The 14,149-nt window shown below is 43.2% G+C and carries 8 protein-coding genes; 4 read left to right on the forward strand and 4 right to left on the reverse strand.

Annotation, left to right across the window (positions count from 1 at the left end):
• Nucleotides 1-12: 12 nt before the first annotated feature.
• Together WN50_RS26035 and WN50_RS26040 are read left to right on the forward strand one after the other, a co-directional pair.
• A complete protein-coding gene (locus tag WN50_RS26035) occupies nt 13-465 on the forward strand; it encodes a DUF3531 family protein (protein ID WP_046281279.1) in 453 nt (150 codons plus the stop codon).
• Between the two features lie 52 nt (nt 466-517).
• On the forward strand, nt 518-952 hold the full coding sequence (locus WN50_RS26040) for an NUDIX hydrolase (protein ID WP_046281280.1): 435 nt from the start codon (nt 518-520) through the stop codon (nt 950-952).
• A gap of 5 nt (nt 953-957) precedes the next feature.
• Here the strand turns inward: WN50_RS26040 and rnhA are convergent, their stop codons facing one another.
• Nucleotides 958-1,737 carry a ribonuclease HI gene (gene rnhA / locus WN50_RS35525; protein WP_235441134.1) on the reverse strand — a complete coding sequence of 260 codons (780 nt, stop codon included), beginning with the start codon at nt 1,735-1,737 and terminating at the stop codon, nt 958-960.
• Between the two features lie 470 nt (nt 1,738-2,207).
• On the opposite strand from rnhA, the gene WN50_RS33565 reads away from it, so the two are divergent.
• Together WN50_RS33565 and sppA are read left to right on the forward strand one after the other, a co-directional pair.
• The gene (locus WN50_RS33565) at nt 2,208-8,495 is read left to right on the forward strand and encodes a PAS domain S-box protein (protein ID WP_049561237.1); all 6,288 of its coding nucleotides are present in this window, start codon (nt 2,208-2,210) and stop codon (nt 8,493-8,495) included.
• A 369-nt stretch (nt 8,496-8,864) separates the two neighbouring features.
• Nucleotides 8,865-10,688, forward strand: coding sequence for a signal peptide peptidase SppA (gene sppA, locus WN50_RS26055; RefSeq protein ID WP_046281281.1), 1,824 nt, complete (start codon nt 8,865-8,867; stop codon nt 10,686-10,688).
• On the opposite strand, the gene WN50_RS26060 is transcribed toward sppA, so the two are convergent.
• The 3 genes from WN50_RS26060 to WN50_RS26070 form a co-directional block, all read right to left on the reverse strand.
• Entirely contained in the window at nt 10,685-11,257 is a 573-nt protein-coding gene (locus WN50_RS26060) for a Fur family transcriptional regulator (RefSeq protein WP_046281282.1), read from the reverse strand. The two genes, sppA and WN50_RS26060, sit on opposite strands and share 4 nt — an antisense overlap.
• Nucleotides 11,258-11,725: 468 nt before the next feature.
• Entirely contained in the window at nt 11,726-12,382 is a 657-nt protein-coding gene (locus WN50_RS26065; RefSeq protein ID WP_046281283.1) for a GDYXXLXY domain-containing protein, read from the reverse strand.
• Nucleotides 12,383-12,533: 151 nt separating this feature from the next.
• Entirely contained in the window at nt 12,534-13,901 is a 1,368-nt protein-coding gene (locus WN50_RS26070; RefSeq protein WP_046281284.1) for a DUF2157 domain-containing protein, read from the reverse strand.
• Nucleotides 13,902-14,149 lie beyond the last annotated feature (248 nt).

Raw genomic sequence — 14,149 nt, forward strand, 5'->3', positions numbered from 1 at the left:
ACGAGCAATTCTATGGATATTCTATTTCGCGAATGTAATCCCTTTGATTTGTGGATTTGGCTGAGATTTAGTACCGTTCCCTCCATGACTGAACGCCAATATATTGAAGAAGTTTTTGATTCCTGGTTTCTCTTAGGAAAATTGGGAGGATTTAATGCAGAAAATCTGCAAGTTCAAGAGTGTGGAGTCGATCTCAACTACATGACCTATGATACAGATAGCAGCGAGAGTAGCATGATGGCACTCATGCACAATATGGGGGAAATAGAATATCAAGGACTTTGGGTGAGATGTTGGTTTGACTTAGGAACCACTGACTCTTTTTCCCTCGATATTTTGATTAATGCTTTCCAACAACTGAGTAAAGAATACGTCACCATTGAAGAATTAATTATTGGGGGACAAAATGAAGATTGGCCAGTTGATGAAGATTACAAAAATTCAACGTTTGCAGACTATAACTAACCGTCTAAATCGAGCATTAACCGCAAAATAATTCAAAGGGATTGGGTGAATTATGGGGAAGAAAATTCGGGTATTAGCTTTAGGATTAATTCAAGATCAAAACCGCTTGTTTTTATCCCAAGGCTATGATCCTATCAAGCAAGAAACCTTTTATCGGGCTTTAGGGGGCGGTGTAGAGTTTGGAGAACAGAGTCGAGACGCTTTACAACGAGAATTTTTAGAAGAAATTCAAGCAGCCCTAACCAATATTCAGTATTTAGGCTGCTTAGAAAGTCTCTTTGTCTACAAAGATAAACCCGGACATGAAATCATTCAACTCTATAAATGTGACTTTGCTGATCCGAAATTTTATCAGATCGAACAACTCACTTTTAAAGAAGGAAAACGCGAAAATCTCGCACTTTGGGTTCCACTCTCAGGCTTTTTATCCGGTGAACTGACTTTATATCCTGAAAACTTTCTGGAATATTGTCTGAAGCCAAATTAGCACCTTTAAAACAAAGAGATTTGCTGCATCGCAGGATTTTCATAGCCTAAATCTGGCGGTAAATTTCTTTGTTGAGAGGCTCGAACTGCGAGGCGATCGCAGCATTCATTTTCTAGATTTCCCGCATGACCTTTCACCCAAACCAATTTTACCTCATGCTGTGAACAAAGTTGTAATAACTGTTCCCAAAGATCAGGATTCATCGCCCATTCTTTGCTATTGCGTTTCCAGCCATTGGCTTTCCAGCGTTTAGCCCAACCTTTTTCGATCGCATCAATCACATATTTTGAATCACTATACAGCGTGACTCTACTTTTTGTCTCTAAAGCTTGGAGTCCAACAATCGCCGCCATCATCTCCATGCGGTTATTGGTTGTTAACTGAAAACCCCCTGATAATTCCTGTCGATCCTCTCCCTGAATTAATACAATACCATAACCACCAGGCCCCGGATTTCCCAAACAAGCCCCATCCGTATAAAGGGTGACTTCCTCCATTTGTGATGAATCTTTTCGAGTTTCTTGCGTTTTTTTAACAGGTGGAGCAGGAGCGAAATTTTCTGTTAAAATAGCTGTAGTCTTGGTGTCGGGTTCATGCCGTTGGGAAACCTGTAAATTCAGCGTCACACTTTCACGAAATAGGCGAATCATCTTTAATAGATGTGGCCGATATTCAGGAGGTGTCGCTGCAATTTCTGAGAAAAACTCATCACTTTCAATTTGAGAAAATTTCTTCACAGGTTTAGAGAAAACGTCATCCTGATTTTCATTGGGTTGAGACATCATTTAATCTAGCACTCTACACAGCATCAGCTCCATTTCATTTTAAAACGTGAGCGCACCTTTTTTACTGAAAAATCCAATCGCCTGAATCTATCTCAAGATAGAGATATCTAACCCCTGGCTCATCTTAAGCTAGAATAGACAATCTACCCAAATTTCAGTACCCCTGTCACCGATTAGATATCCCTCGTTACACCAATTAACAGAAGACACCAACTCCATCTCCAGCCGAAAACATTTGCCTCGGATCTGCGGATTTTGCCTGAAAGAGTTAATATCGGAAAAAATAGATCTAGTCAACCCTTGGAATTCGCGTTATATTTATTGTTAAACTAGAGCAATAGCAGGATAGCGTCAAGCTAAAATATCAGTTTAATCTGGACTCACTGACCACCTGTTTTTTGACTCAAAACTTAGCCTAGAAACACAAAAAAATCTATGGGTTCTGCTTCATCAGTGGAGGAAAAAAGACCGTGAAAGCAACATCACCCGATCCATTTCAAGCTGGAGGTGAAATCGGAAAAATAATCCGATCGCAGAATTGGTCGCCAACTCCCCTGGGTGCTGTTGAACAATGGTCTGTACAGCTCAAAACGATTTTAAATCTTGTTTTAAATACCTGTCATCCTCAGTTTATCCTCTGGGGAAATGAACGGATTTTACTCTACAATGATGCCTATTATTCAATTTGGGGTAAAATTCTGCCTCTCTCTACCTTGGGTCAACCGTTGAATTCTTGTTGGTCGGAAATGAGCCAGGAAATCGCTTCAGATATACAACAGATTTTAGAAACTAGACAAGCAATTTTGCGGGAAAATAAACAATTTAATTCACAATTATTCAGTCAACAAAAACAGCGTTATTTTAACATCTCTTATAGTCCGATTTTGGGTCAAACGGGTGAAGTCGCCGGAGTATTGGGAACCCTGATAGAAACAACCTCTCAAACCCTTAGCCAACCTCAGTTCAATCAAAGTTACAATATATTAGAACGAATTACTGATGCTTTTGTTGCCTTAGATCGAAATTGGCGTTATACCTACATTAATCAAGAAGCCGCTCGTTTGTTGGGATATACTCGCGAAGAATTGCTGGGGAAAGAACTCTGGAAAGACGTATTTGATGCCGATGCAGAACATCCCGCAACCCAACAATTGCGTCTAGCCATGAGAGAACAAACCCCCCTGCATTTAGAAATCTTTTCGCCGGTGCTTAATCGCTATTTAGAAATCAACGCCTGTCCCTCACCCGAAGGAATTTCTATTTATTTTAGAGATATTAGCAAACGCAAACAAATCGAATCCCAACTGCGTTCGAGTGAAGAATTTAACCGTCGGATTATCGAAAGCAGCATGGACTCTATCAAAGTTCTCGACTTAGAAGGGCGACTGCTGTTGATGAACTCCGGCGGACAATACCTGTTAGAAATCAATAATATTGAACCCTATTTACATCAACCTTGGGTGGAATTTTGGCCTGATGGCGATCGCGAAAAAGCAGAAATAGCCCTAACTCAAGCACGAATAGGAAAAACCAGTCGCTTTCAAGGCTATCGTCCGACTCAAACAGGTAAACCGAAATGGTGGGATGTGTTGATCACTCCCATCTTTGGAAGCCAAGGAAAAGTCGAACAAATTCTGGCGTTATCCCGAGATATTACTAACTTAAAACAAGCAGAAGATGTGCTGCGAACCAGCGAAAACCTCTATCGAACTCTCAGTGATGCAGTCCCCGACTTTATCTGGTCTTGTGATAGTAAAGGACAAACTGATTTTGTTAACTCACGCTGGATAGAATACACCGGTTTAACCCTAGAAGAACTGAATAAAAAAGGCTTACAACAGATAAACCATCCCGATGACTATCCCTACTTACAAGAAGCCTGGGATCAAGCCAAACAACAAGGAACAGCTTTTGAAGCGGAATTTCGTTATCGCCGCCATGACGGGGTTTATCGTTGGTTTATGGGTCGTGCGGTTCCCCTCAAAGACGAAAGCGGAAACATCATAAAATGGATAGGCATCACCACAGACATCCACGAACGCAAACAAGCCGAAGCCGAACGAGAGCAACTTCTCCAACAGCTAGAAACCGAACGCTCCCGGATGAGAGCCATCTTACAGCAAATGCCAGCCGGAGTCCTAATCGCGGATGCTGAAACCGAAGAATTAGTCCTGGCGAACCAACAAGTCGAAGAGATACTGGGCTACTCCTACGCCCTAGAATGGCAGTTAGAAGCCTACGATCAAGACGTCACCTTTGAAGGTTTTCATCCCAATGGACAGCCTTATCGTCCTGATGAATATCCCCTCGCGCGATCGCTACGGACAGGCGAAGTGGTTTTAGGCGAAGAAATCGAAATTCACCGAGCAGATGGTCAGCGCATCATTATTGATGTGAATTCTAGCCCGATTCGAGATCAACAAGGAGAGATTTTAGCAGCCGTTGTTGTGTTTCGAGATATTACCTATCAACGGCAAGCAGAACTGGCGCTGAGACGGGGTGAAGAACGATTTCGCGCCCTGATCGAACAGGCACCCGATGCTGTATTAATCGCCGATCTCCAAGGCACCTATATCGATGTGAATAACAACGCCTGTAACTTACTCGGTTATTCACGAGAAGAACTGATTGGTAAGCAAATCCTAGAGATTATTCCCCCCAAAGATCAACCTCGACTCGAAGCCGTCAAACAATCCTTACTGCTGGGGAATACCCACGTCGAAGAATGGACGCTGATTAGAAAAGATGGCACTATCGTTCCCGTTGAAATCAGTACCAAAATATTACCCGATGGCCGCTGGCAAGCCTTTGTTCGAGATATTAGCGAACGCCAACAGACCCAAGAAGCCCTACAAACCAGCGAAGAACGATTTCGACAGATGGCAGAAAATGTTGAAGATGTCTTCTGGATCGCCCAAATGCAAGACTACAAAGTTCTCTACGTTAGTCCCGCCTATGAAACACTCTGGGGATATTCCTGTGAAAGTCTTTATGCAAATCCCTATGAATGGATGGAAATGATCCATCCCGAAGATCGTTCAAAAGCTGAAGCCGCCTTTACCGAACAGGTTAAAACCGGTCGATGTGCGGTTGAATTTCGGGTGATTCGTGCCGATGGTTCTATTCGGTGGATACGCGATCGCGGTTTTCCCATTCCCGAAGAAGACGGTCAAATTCGCCGAGTCGCCGGAATTGCAGAAGATATTACCGAACGAAAACAAGCCGAAGCCGCCTTAAAACAACGAGAAGAAGAACTGCGCTTAATTACCGATGCAGTTCCGGCTTTAATCGCCTACGTTGATCGCGATCAACGGTATCGCTTTGTTAATCGGGCTTATTCTGATTGGTTTGGGCATCTCCCCGAAAACATTATCGGTCAGGATCTTGCTGAATTTATTGGGGAAACCGCCTATCAGTTCATGCGTCCTGACGTCGAGTCCGCACTCGCTGGAGAACCCGTAACGGTTGAACTCTTGATGCCCTTTAAAGATGGCGGCCCCCGCTATGTTCGTCGTCAATATATTCCCAATATTGCCAGTGATGGTACGGTAACAGGATTTTATGGCCTGATTACAGACATTACCACCTTAAAGCAAACCGAAGAAGCCCTTCGTTTGAGCGAACAACGCTATCGTTCGCTTGTCTCCATTCTCAGTTCGATAGTTTGGATCGCTGACCCCGAAGGTCAATTTATTCAGCCTCAGCCCGCCTGGGAAACCTACACCGGACAAAGCTGGAGTGAACATCAAAACTGGGGCTGGTTACAAGCGATTCATTCGGATGACCAAGAGCGAGTCAAATCCCTGTGGATACAAGCACGAGATAGCAAAACCCTGTATCAGTCTGAAGGACGGATCTGGAATACTGCAACCCAGAAATATCGCTACTTTGAAGCCAAGGGAATCCCATTGTTTAACTCCGATGGTTCGATCCGAGAATGGGTCGGGACGATCACCGATGTAGACCATCGCAAGCGATCAGAAGTGGCACTCCGTCAGAGTGAAGAACGATTTCGGCAATTGGCGGAAAATATCGAGGATGTTTTCTGGATCATGGATATGCAGGAGATTAAAATTCTTTATGTCAGTCCTGCCTATGAACGCATCTGGGGAAATTCCCTGCAAAGCCTTTGCAATAATCCCTATGACTGGTTAGAGACGATTCATCCTGAAGATCAAGAGCGCGTTAGACTCGCCTTTTTTGAACAGGCTGTTGAAGGTCAATTTAGTCAAGAATATCGCATTGTTCGTTCCGATGGTTCCGTTCGTTGGATTCGCGATCGCTCGTTTCCCATTTACAATGAACAGGGTGTAATTCGTCGGGTTGCTAGGATTGCTGAAGATATTACCCCAGCCAAACAAGTTGAAGCGGCTCTGCGACGCAGTGAACAACAATTTCGCGTCGCTCAAGAGTTATCACTGTATGCGTTTACCATCCTCAAAAGTATACGGGATAAAACCGGAGAGATCATTGACTTTGAATGGATTTACGTTAATCCCAAAGCCGCAGAAGCCCTCAAACGTCCCGCAGAAGATCTCCTCGGTCAACGACTTTTAGAGGTTTTACCCGGAAACCAGTTCCACTTTAATTTGTTTAAACGTTATGTTGAAGTTGTTGAAACAGGTGAACCTGACGATATTGAGCTTTTCTACGATGCCGATGGGATTACAGGTTGGTTTCACAATATGGCGGTTAAATTAGAAGATGGGGTAGCAGTTTCCTTTAGCAATATTAGCGATCGCAAACAAGCAGAAGTGGCGTTACGTTTAAGTGAAGCCAACGCCCGAGCTAGAGCAGAAGAACTCGAAGCCTTGATGGAAGCGGTTCCGGCGGCTATTTGGATAGCCCATGATCGCCACTGTCATCAGATGAGCGCCAACTTAACGGCTTATGAACTGATGCGGATGTTTCCCGGTTCAGTGCCAACAGCGACTCCGGCTGATGGAAAAAACCCTCTACCTTTCAAGCAACAAATTAATGGCAAAAATATTCCCCCCCAGGAGTTACCCATGCAGAAAGCCGGACGAACAGGTGAGGAAGTCGAAGGGGAATTAGAATTTATTTTTGATTCTGGGGAGGTTCGTTATATCTACGGTAAAGCGGTGCCGTTGCGAGATGACAATGGACAAGTGCGGGGAGTGATTGGAGCGTTTTTGGATATGACGGAACGCAAACGCGCTGAAGAAGCCCTACAAGCCAGTGAAGAACGGTTCCGGTTAGCGACTCGGGCGGTAACAGGGATTGTCTATGACTGGGATCTGCAAACCAACCACGTCTATCGATCGGAAGGTTTGCGTCAACTGATTGGTCTAGGCCCGGAAGAGGTTCCTCAAGATCGAGATTGGTGGAGTGAACGGATGCACCCCGAGGATCGTTTAGTGATTCAACCTCAGATGTTGTCAAATATAGACAATGGCTTTGATCGCTATAGTTTTGAATATCGAGTTCGCCATGAGGATGGACATTGGGTTGATGTTTGGGATCGAGGGTATATTCTTCGCGATCGCAAAGGTGAGTTAGTTCGGGTTGTTGGTTCGACGGCTGATATTAGCGATCGCAAACGAGCCGAAGCCGAACGAGACCAACTTCTCGCCCGTGAACGCGCCGCTAGAGAAGAAGCAGAGGCCGCTAACCGCATCAAAGATGAATTTTTGGCGGTTTTGTCTCACGAATTGCGATCGCCGTTAAATCCGATTCTGGGTTGGGCGAATTTGCTTCAGCGTCAAAAGGTGGATGACAAAATCCTCCATCAAGCCTTGACAACGATTGAGCGCAATGTCAAGCTACAAGTGCAGTTGATTGATGATTTGTTAGATGTTTCTCGGATTTTACGCGGTAAGCTGAACTTAAATCGCTCATCGGTTGATCTGAGAATTGTGATCATCTCGGCTGTGGAAACTGTTCGTCTGGCTGCCGAAGCGAAGTCCATTGAGATTAAAACTCACCTCTATCCTCAAGTCGGACAAGTTCTCGGTGATGCGGGGCGTTTACAACAAATTGTCTGGAATTTGCTCTCCAATAGCGTTAAATTTAGTTCGATTGGTGCCAAAGTAGATATCTGGTTAGAACAAGTCGGGACTGAGGCTCAAATTCGCGTCAAAGATGCAGGTAAGGGAATTAGTCCTGAATTTTTACCTCATGTCTTTGAATATTTTCGTCAGGAAGATGGAACGACGACGCGCAAGTTTGGCGGACTGGGCTTAGGATTGGCTATAGTTCGTTATATTACCGAAATGCACGGCGGAACAGTGCAAGCGGATAGTCCCGGTGAAGGACAGGGAGCTACTTTTATTGTCAAGTTTCCCCTGATTCCTCAAAACGGCGAATCTGCCAAAAATGACCAAACTCTAGATGCTGAGTCTTTCAACCCTAAGTGCTTGCAGGGAATTCGGATTTTAATTGCTGAGGATGAAGCGGATACCCGAGATTTTCTCACTTTAATGTTAAAACAAGCGGGTGCAACGGTGATTGCTGTTGATTCTGCAATAGAAGCCCTGAAAGCGTTTATGCGTTCGACTCCCGATATTTTAGTTAGTGATATTGGGATGCCGGGAATGGATGGTTATCAGTTAATGAAGCAAGTTCGATCTTTGTATAAGAATAGATCAGACCAACAAATGCCTGCGATCGCATTAACGGCTTATGCGGGAGAAAGTGATTTTCATAAAGCCATTGCTGCTGGGTTTAGCCAACATATTTGTAAGCCTGTTGAACCGGATCGTTTAATTACAGCGATTCTTGATTTAGTTAATCGGTAAAGCAGTTATAGCAAATATTTAACGATATTATAGCAGTCGAAGCCTTTGATTAGGACACTGTTTTTCTGTCAAATCCTTTGATGATAAAGGTTTCAATTCTGTCTCCTGTCTCCTGTCTCCTGACTTCTGCTATATATAGCTTTCCAAAAACGGATGATATCATTTTCTAGAGGGATAAATTGACCACCAAAACACAAAAACACGCAGATTTCTCTTGGTGTTCTCAGTGTCTTGGTGGTTTTTATTTTTTACCTGTTCAAAGTATTGTGCTATGATTAAATTATCTCTATGTGTCTGGTTGCGAAATACACCGATAACAGTCCAATCAAGCCTTGCCAAACGCCCCAGCCCCTCACGCTAAACTGACAGATGAAAGACTTCCTAAAATACACCTTTGCAAGCTTACTCGGAAACCTCCTGGGACTCGCCCTGATTGTCACAATGGGAGTCGGGGGATTAATCTTTTTAGTGATGGCGGCGGCGACGCAAGACTCTGGCCCCCTGGTTAAAGATAAATCCGTCTTAGTGTTTGATCTGTCGTTGAATATTACTGATGCTGATCCAGATTACAGCACAGGCCAACTGTTTGAGCAAGCCCTAGCGGAAAACTCACCCAACCAAATCAAGCTGCGGACAATTTTAGAAGGTTTGGAAAAAGCGAGTCAAGATGATCGGATTGTTGGATTGTATCTTAAAGGAACAAATAGCCCCACAGGTACGGGTTTAGCAAATTTACGGGAAGTTCGACAAGCTCTAGAAAAATTTAGAGCATCTGGTAAACCGATTATTGCTTATGATTTAGACTGGACAGAACAAGAATATTATCTCGGTTCAGTAGCGAATACTATTGTCGTCAACCCCTTGGGTTCGGTAGAAATGAACGGACTCAGTTCAGAAATTATGTTCTTAACCGGGGCGTTAGAAAAGTTTGGAATTGGGGTACAAGTGACTCGGGTGGGTAAATATAAGTCAGCAGTTGAACCGTTTTTACTCAAACAAATGAGTCCCGAAAATCGACAACAAACTCAGAAGTTACTCGATGATATTTGGAGCGAATATATTAATACTGTTAGCCCAAATCGTCAGTTAAATGGGTCTCAGCTTAAACAAATTGCTGACCAACAAGGGATTTTAATGGCAACGGAAGCTGTAAAAAGTAAATTGGTTGACAAAGTGGCTCATTTTGATGAAGTAATTGTTGATCTCAAAAAGCTAACGGGTGAAGCAGAAGAAGAGGATAAACTGTTTCGGCAAATGAGCATCAATTCCTATGCAAAAATGCCGGAAGTAATGAAAGCAAGCCGGGGAGATGTTAATAGTGAAAATAAAATTGCTGTGGTTTATGCCGAAGGAAATATTGTTGATGGCGAAGGTTTGGGCGGAGAAATAGGTGGTGATAACCTAGCTAAAAAATTGCGAGAATTGCGAATGGATGAAGATGTCAAAGCCGTTGTTTTCCGGGTGAATAGTCCGGGCGGAAGTGCAACGGCTTCGGAAATTATCGGTCGAGAAGTGGAACTTTTGCAAGCCCAAAAACCTGTCATTGTATCAATGGGAAATTTTGCAGCTTCCGGTGGGTATTGGATATCAATGGCGGCGAGTAAAATTTTTGCCGAGTCAAATACCATTACAGGTTCAATTGGTGTGTTTGGGGTATTGTTTAATGTGCAGGATATCGCCAATGAGAATGGGATTACTTGGGATGTGGTGAAAACAGGTCGTTATGCCGATATTAACACCGTTTCTCGTCCGAAAACACCGGAAGAATTAGCTCGTCTTCAAAAGGTGGTTGATGCGATTTACGAACGGTTTTTAAGCAAAGTTTCTGAGTCCAGGAAGCTGCCAAAAGCGAGAGTGGCAGAAATTGCTCAAGGGCGAGTTTGGTCAGGGTTACAAGCCAAAGAAATCGGTCTAGTCGATCAAATTGGCGGCATAGGAGATGCGATCGCCGCAGCAGCAGAACAGGCTAAATTAGAAGACAATTGGCAACTCCAAGAATATCCAGAAGGTCAAACTTTTAAACAACAAATTTTAGAAAGTTTTGCTGGGGGCGAGTCTACTCAAGCCTCCTCAACAGTCGATCCGATCACCCTGGAGTTCATCAAGTTGCGAGAAGAATTAGCCCAATTGAAAGCTTTGAATGATCCGCGCGGAATTTACACTCGCTTGCCGTTTAACTTGCAAATTGATTAATTCTTATCGAGTTGATGTTGCGGCTGCAAAGAATCAATGTCTTCGATTTTTTCTTGATTGTGACCGTTGTTTCCATTAGCAATAGATTCTGGACAAGACCAACTACTGGGTAATAAAGAAGGCCATCCTCGTCGAATGGCTTCAATACAAACCGCATGAACCGTCAGTTGACAGTCTAGCAGATGAACGCCTGCTCTACAGGCTTGTTTCTGACCGATTTTTAAGATGGACTCATCACTAAATTCAAAGGTTTTGTAGCACTGAACGCAAACTAGATGGTGATGCCGACGGCTTTGACCTGAAAAAAGTTCATAATGTTTGTGACCTTCGGCGAGTTCGAGTTCTCGTAAAATACCGATATTGGTCAACAGGTGTAAAGTCCGGTAGACCGTCGATAGGCTAATATTTTCGCCCTGACCTTGCAAGAAGTGATGTAGTTCTTCCGCACTTAAATGTTTGCCTTGCGGAAGGCTGTGAAACACTTGCATAATCTTTTCTCGCTGCGGAGTCAGACGACAGCCTTTTTGGTTCAGCTCAGATTTGATAGAGCGATTGTTATAGAACGCCATGTTGTCAAAATTCAGATAGATCTCATAGACCCTGCTTAGTCTCAATAATGACTATATACTTATTGAAAGTATTTTGCAATACCATTTTAGGCTTCAGCTTTCTTTGCCCCTGTCTGTGATTCCTCAAAAGGACTGTTGAAGCTAGGGTTCAACTAAAATCAGTAATTTTTACTGGGATCGACTGGATGAAATTTATCCGGCTGTAAAAATTTTTTAATCTCCGATGAATGATATAACTGCAAAAAACTATCAAACCAGACCCTGACCTTGGCTCTTGGACTTTCTCAAGCTGTCCTATTTGTCAAGTTGGGGTTTATATAGCACGACAAGGGGAGAGAAGAAAAACCACCAAGACACACCAGACACAAAGAGGGAATCTTCGTGTATTTGTGTCTTTTTTAAATGGATACTGAGTGGACAATGAAAATGGAGGGCCGGTTTATATCGGTTTACTCCATCCCAAAAACCCTAAAATCTGTAATTTTGTTCGCGAACCCACAAACTCACGGGAACTGCTTTTCCTTGAGTATTAACTTTCACTTCGACAACGAAAGATTCGGGGTTCTTTTGTTGAGCATCTGTGATATTTTGATTGACTTGTACTCGTTGATCTTCTGGCATATAATAGGTTTCTAAACCATATAAAATTTGCCAACCGTTTGATTCTCCCTGAAGAGCTATTTGATTCGGGGGTAAATTTTCCGGTAAACTCGAACTAACTGCTATCGGTTTCCAAGCTTGAGGACGTTGAGATTCTGTTGGGGTTGTGGGTTTTTCTAAAACGACATAAACCGTTGTTCCCGGTGGGAGATAATCTTGATTATTTGATAGTTCTTTCCATCCGGGGAGAGGTTTTAAGGTTTCTGAAGTAGAAATATCGTAGCCTAAAACTTGATAGTAACCTCGCAGAAAGTCATAGGGATCAACAGGTGCGGTTTGCAGTACAACAGTCTCTCCTGTAACATAAGTATAAACCGCTTGCGCCGGAACGGAGACAATCAGAGCAAATTGAAAGAACAACGGTAGCAACAGCCTCCAACTGGGAAGCTGTCTTGTTTGCAGTAGAGATTCAGTCATCAAAGATTCGGTTGAATTCTCTAGATGTTGAGGATTAGAATTGTTCATAGGATAGATGTGTTTTTGTTTAGAAAAGAATGAAGTTATAGCGCTACTTGAATCGGGAACAGGGAACAGGGAACACCGGATCAGTAGACGGTGAAGGGGTTTTAGGATTTAGAAATGTCCTAATGTATTCGCTTACTGCTATACTTGAACTCTATTGACGGGATAAATGTCGCTCAAACCATAAACCCGCTAGAATAACACCCACACCACACAATACAAAGACAAAAGCTTTAAACAGGAGTTCAGTATTGTACTCAAAGGTACGACTGACAATTTGCAGGGTGAGTAAGATCATTCCGCCCCAAAATGTCCCTCGTTTTCCTTGTCCTAATCCGATGCGAATTGAGCCTGCCGCCAGTAAAAAGAGTAAGATATTGAAAATGAGAGTAGATAAGCTGCTGTCAAGAGTTTGATATCTATAACTCACCAGTGTCGTCACACCTAAAATTATAGCGATCGCACTGCTAACTTCATCTAATCCCCAACGTTGAGACGAATGATGAGGTTTTGCCAGATAAAGCCATTGCCAAATCGTTAAACCGCCAAATAAAAGCACATCAAGGATGAAATTAAATCCCTGAACTTGCATCGATTCGTTATAGTTAAAACTGAAGAAAGATGTCCCAAATCCCCGAAAGGAAAAGAGAAAAAACACAATCCCTAAAAACCAAATTGCCAAACTCCGAGCATCTGATCGAAAGGGTCTGCTATGAATAGGAGGAAAGAGACTATCATCATAACTCCAAAGGAGTGCAGGCGGAAGAATAAATCCAACCGTCATCAATTCCGAGGAGAAATTCTGCCTTAAAAGTGCAGCAATATTCATCTCTAAAGCGGGAACGATCAGCAATACTGCTATGATAAAAATTGATCGTGATTTACACCAATAGGCGAGGGGAACAAACAAAACTGCGGTGACTAGCGCAATATGTACCAACAGAAATTCTAGCCCGGTTAATTCACCCGGAAAGAAAATATTAGAGACTCCTGACCAATAGCCAATTCCAAGCAGTAAAATTGATAGAATACCGAGGGATGTCAAACGCAAGCTGTAAGCCATCGCTAAAACGCCCAATCCCCAAACCAAAAACAATCCGTAGGGAGAACCGCCAATATGAAACATTTGCGCCATCAGGGAGATATTCGCCCCAAGACTGATAGCCCCAAAAATCAGTAATCCCTCGCCCAAACGTTTTGTTTTCCCTGTTTGAGAGTCAGATCGCCATAGATAAAACCCGCTAGTATTAACACCAATAAATAAACTCAACAGCAAGATAATTTTGAATTCTCGCGGCCATTGTTGCCAATTGGCGGCGACAAAGGTAATCACACCCAAACCCAGCAGAATACTACCTAAACCGATGAGAATCATCACAAAACGGCTACTGGCAGCGCTATCAATACTGTTGAATTGATAACGGTTTGATAGCAGTTGATAAATAGAATCGTTAATCAATCCTTCTGAAGTCCAAAGTTGGGCTTCATGGCGCAGTTGGCGACGAAATTTTTCTGAAGCCATCTTCTATTAATTCGCCTCTAGAGGGCGATCGCATTCCAAGTTACGTTTTCTAGTGTGTCATCGATTGCCTGGGTTTTAGGACAATTTTAGACACCTGTTAAACCTGCACAATTAGGGGAACAGGTCTCAGGTGTCGGGTGAGCTTAAAAAACCCGGTGCGCGATCAAGTTACCGGGTTTTTGCGGAGATCTAGGGGCGGGTTTATATCAGTTATTTCTAGGAAAACATAGATTTTTACAGAACCCGCC

Source organism: Limnoraphis robusta CS-951 (genome assembly GCF_000972705.2).

What these genes read in the sequence shown, in the direction of transcription:
- rnhA (WP_235441134.1), bottom strand. Translation starts at nt 1,737, where the DNA reads ATGATGTCTCAACCCAATGAAAATCAGGATGACGTTTTCTCTAAACCT.
- WN50_RS26060 (WP_046281282.1), bottom strand. Translation starts at nt 11,257, where the DNA reads ATGGCGTTCTATAACAATCGCTCTATCAAATCTGAGCTGAACCAAAAA.
- WN50_RS26070 (WP_046281284.1), bottom strand. Translation starts at nt 13,901, where the DNA reads ATGGCTTCAGAAAAATTTCGTCGCCAACTGCGCCATGAAGCCCAACTT.
- sppA (WP_046281281.1), top strand. Translation starts at nt 8,865, where the DNA reads ATGAAAGACTTCCTAAAATACACCTTTGCAAGCTTACTCGGAAACCTC.
- WN50_RS26040 (WP_046281280.1), top strand. Translation starts at nt 518, where the DNA reads ATGGGGAAGAAAATTCGGGTATTAGCTTTAGGATTAATTCAAGATCAA.
- WN50_RS26035 (WP_046281279.1), top strand. Translation starts at nt 13, where the DNA reads ATGGATATTCTATTTCGCGAATGTAATCCCTTTGATTTGTGGATTTGG.
- WN50_RS26065 (WP_046281283.1), bottom strand. Translation starts at nt 12,382, where the DNA reads ATGAACAATTCTAATCCTCAACATCTAGAGAATTCAACCGAATCTTTG.